4 protein-coding genes are annotated in these 3928 nt (G+C 39.4%); 3 read left to right on the top strand and 1 reads right to left on the bottom strand.

Going from position 1 to position 3928, the window contains the following annotated elements; genetic code table 11:
• Both AC1DVB_RS25735 and AC1DVB_RS25730 read left to right on the top strand, forming a co-directional pair.
• Nucleotides 1–801: substrate-binding domain-containing protein (locus AC1DVB_RS25735; protein WP_477591611.1), on the top strand; the 801-nt coding region annotated here is incomplete at its 5' end.
• A 159-nt stretch (nt 802–960) separates the two neighbouring features.
• Complete coding sequence (locus AC1DVB_RS25730) at nt 961–2202, top strand: MFS transporter (RefSeq protein WP_477591609.1); 1242 nt, start codon at nt 961–963, stop codon at nt 2200–2202.
• A gap of 68 nt (nt 2203–2270) precedes the next feature.
• Here the strand turns inward: AC1DVB_RS25730 and AC1DVB_RS25725 are convergent, their stop codons facing one another.
• Nucleotides 2271–3140, bottom strand: coding sequence for an AraC family transcriptional regulator (locus AC1DVB_RS25725; protein WP_283928601.1), 870 nt, complete (start codon nt 3138–3140; stop codon nt 2271–2273).
• A gap of 198 nt (nt 3141–3338) precedes the next feature.
• Between AC1DVB_RS25725 and AC1DVB_RS25720 the strand changes: the two genes are divergently transcribed.
• Nucleotides 3339–3928, top strand: a 590-nt coding sequence (locus AC1DVB_RS25720; RefSeq protein WP_477591607.1) for a UxaA family hydrolase, incomplete at its 3' end; no start/stop codon positions are given.

Raw genomic sequence — 3928 nt, 5'->3', positions numbered from 1 at the left:
GTGGTTGCCAATATCCTTCACACGTTTTCAACGCAAGTTATTAGAGCGATAGAAAACTACTTTTATGAACAAGGGTTCCACATTATCGTTTGCAATGCAGATGACAATCCTGAAAAGGAAAAGAATTATATTGAAATGCTAAGGGCTAAACAAGTGGATGGGATCATCATTTTCCCCACAGGGGACAATCTTGATTTATATCAACGCATGAAGAGTGATCAATTCCCGATTGTTTTCATGGATAGGACGATCGAAGAATTGAATATTGCTACAGTCATGCTCGATAATCACCTTGCTTCCAAGTTAGCGGTCGATCGGTTTATTGAAAAGGGTTTTGAAAACATTGCAATCATAACCACTTCAATAATACGCGATATCAGTCCCCGAATCGAACGGATCAAAGGGTACAAGGATTCACTCGCGTCACATGGGATACCATTCAATTCAGAATATATTAAAACTGTGAATGCAGATGAAATTCCGGTTGCGCTTTCAGAATTTTTCGAATTGGAAAAGCCGCCTCAAGCCATTTTGGCAGGAAATGATATCGTGCTTAATGAAGTATTGCGTTATATGAAACAGCATGAAATCCATATACCTGATGACATAGCGGTCATAGGCATCGATGATGTTCCTTATGCCAGTTTCTATACACCGACCATCACAACGGTTAATCAGCCGGCCATTGAAATGGCAAACTTGGCAGCAGAGTTACTGCTTAGTCAAATCAATAAATCAGGAAAAGAGGATACAAGCGTGCATCGCTTGAAACCGACTTTGCTTTCAAGGAATTCTTGCTAGATTCGGATGTAAGAATTCCTGTGAAAAAGAAAGCGCTTTTTTTACGGGGATTCTAAACCGATTTAGTTTTTGGGTCATATAGGTTTTACTCTTGGTTATTAAATGGAAACGTTTCCAAAAATGCTGCTGCATTTATAGAAACGTATAGGGGGGTTCTTTATGTTTTCAAATGGTAGAGGAATGGTTATCGTTTTCTTGTTCTTGGCAGGGGTAATAAATTATCTGGACCGATCTGCACTATCCATTGCAGCTCCGTTCATCCAAGATGATTTATCTTTAACAGCCACACAGATGGGAATTATCTTTAGTAGCTTTTCAGTTGGTTATGCCGTATTTAACTTCCTTGGAGGCATGGCGTCCGATAAATGGGGAGCAAAGCTTACGCTTTTCGTGGCAATGATCGTTTGGTCATTATTCAGTGGTGCACTTGTGCTTGCTGTCGGTTTTGCCAGTATGATAGTCATCCGCATCTTGTTTGGGATGGGCGAAGGCCCTCTTTCAGCAACCATCAATAAAATGGTGAATAACTGGTTCCCGTCAAATCAACGGGCATCTGTCGTTGGTCTGACGAATAGCGGGACTCCGCTTGGTGGCGCAATCGCAGGTCCAATAGTTGGATTCATTGCCATCTCATATGGATGGAGAGTTTCTTTCATTGCCATAATGATAATTGGTCTTATTTGGGCGTTTTGCTGGTGGAAGTTCGTTAAAKAAAAACCACAAGAGTCAAAAGAACAGAAACATACAGGAAAATCTTATGTAGCGGCAACATCGGAAGGAAAGGTGAAATTCACCTTTTATTTAAAACAAAAAACTGTTTTATTTACAGCTCTAGCCTTTTTTTCTTACAACTACATTCTCTTCTTTTTTTTAACTTGGTTCCCAAGCTATTTGGTGGATGCACGCGGGCTAAGTGTAGAAAATATGAGTATCATTACAGTGATTCCTTGGATTTTTGGATTCATCGGACTAGCTTTGGGTGGATTCGTGTCAGATTTCTTCTATAAAAAATTCGCACAAAAAGGTGTTTTATTCTCACGTAAGCTAGTGCTAGTAACATGTTTGTTCTTATCGGCGTTATGTATCGGTTTTGCTGGACTTGTATCTACGACAGTCAGTGCAGTAACGCTTGTCGCACTTTCCGTCTTCTTCCTATATTTGACTGGTGCCATTTACTGGGCCATCGTCAACGATGTCGTCGACCCTGGTAATGTTGGTTCTGTTGGAGGTTTTATGCATTTCTTGGCAAATACAGCAGGAATCATCGGACCGACGTTAACAGGATACATTGTCGATACCTCAGGCACATACACAGTTGCATTCTTGCTTGCAGGTGGATTGGCAGTTGTTGCCTCGCTAGCGGTCATCCGTTTTGTACGACCGATAGTAAAGCCTGCGTAATAGATTGTTAGAATGGAAGTGTCTCCCAAAGGGAAGACACTTCCATTTTTCATTTGTATTAGGCATGCCTAGCGGACCCTATTTTCTTTTCGAAATGTAGCTGGTGTCTTTTCATTGTATTTCTTAAAGGTACGATAAAATTGGGGCATGCTTTCAAAACCACACATTTCGGCAATATGGGCAATGGTGTGATTCGTTTCCAGTAAAAGTTCCTTTGCCTTGATGATCCTTTTCGTGTTTAGATACACGACTAACCCAATTCCAGTCGTTTCCTTAAAAACCCTGCTAAAATGTGCGGGACTGACCAATGCTTTTTGTGCAAGTATCGTCAGCGTCAATGGTTCATCCATATGTTCATTAATATAGATTAAAATATCTTTCATCCATTCTGAACTATAGCTCTTGCCCTCGGATAATTCTTGTTTGCCATTTATCCGGATACGGTATAAATCAAGTATGATCTGATGAACGGTCAGCAAACAAGCATGCCTCGAGCCCATCGATCGGCTATTCGTTTCTTGCAGGATGAGTTCTAGCTGTTCTTCCATCTTAACTTGTTTCTTTTGCGGCAATGATATTTTATAATTCTTACTCTTTTTTGTCAGATCAAACAAATGTAAATATGAAAAAGAATCATCAACCATATCTTTATATATTAATGTGGGACTGAAAAAGATAATGGTGGAGGTAACAGGGTCGTCTTTATTCGGTAAAGCCCTATGAATGGTATTATTCGGGATCAGGAATACATCCCCTTGCTGCATATCATAAAACACATCACCGATAAAAAAGGTCCCTTTACCGTTATAAACATAAACAATTTCATAATGGTCATGCATATGATCGGACAATTCATTCTGGGGACTTTTCGTATCTTGATAGACAAAAGAAAATGGGAAGAGTAAATCATGATTTAATGCATTATGGATTTTTTTCATTTGTTCATCTCCTGAAAGTATAATACAACAAGAATGAGTATATTTATAGCAAAATACGCAATTAATATTTCAAAAATTGATGTTAAAATTAATAGAGGATTTGAAAATTTAAAAAAATCAAAGGAAAAATGAAAGGGCTTTCGGAATGGATTTACGTTACCTTTAGAACTTCTTCACTCATGATAAGGAGGGAACAAAATGAATAAATTTGTTCAATTGCATTCAAACGATGATGTTGTTATTTCCTTGGAGGGGATTCAGAAAGGACAGAGCCTCCAGATTCAAACAAAAGATAGGGGAATGATCCATATCAAGGCACGTGATGACATTCCTAAAGGGCATAAAATATTAGTGAACCCGGTTAATCGAGGGGAGGACGTAATCAAATTTGGCTACTCGATCGGAAAAGCTAAAGAAGATCTCTCCATTGGAGATTGGGTTCACACCCATAATCTGACATCCGGTTTGCATGGCATATTGGATTATTCCTATCAACCTAGCAGACAAAATACAAAAGAACCCAGTCAAAATCATACCTTCCAAGGATATATCCGTGAAAATGGGGAAGTGGGTATCCGGAATGAAATCTGGATCATCAATACGGTAGGCTGCATCAATAAAACATGTGAACTTCTCGCCAAAATGGGAAATGAGCAGTTTAAAGATCGACAAATTGATGGGGTTCATCACTTTTCCCACCCCTACGGTTGTTCTCAATTGGGAGATGATTTGACCCATACGCAGAAACTATTGGCAGCCTTGGCTCAACATCCAAATGCAGCAGGGGT

It is taken from the genome of Peribacillus sp. P4_D6, from assembly GCF_056401795.1.
The sequence above is the reverse complement of the archived record's forward strand: the minus strand, read 5'-3'. Positions and strand labels throughout refer to the sequence as shown.

Excerpts from the sequence above, each read along its gene's own strand:
- AC1DVB_RS25725 (WP_283928601.1), bottom strand. The coding sequence starts at position 3,140 with ATGAAAAAAATCCATAATGCATTAAATCATGATTTACTCTTCCCATTT.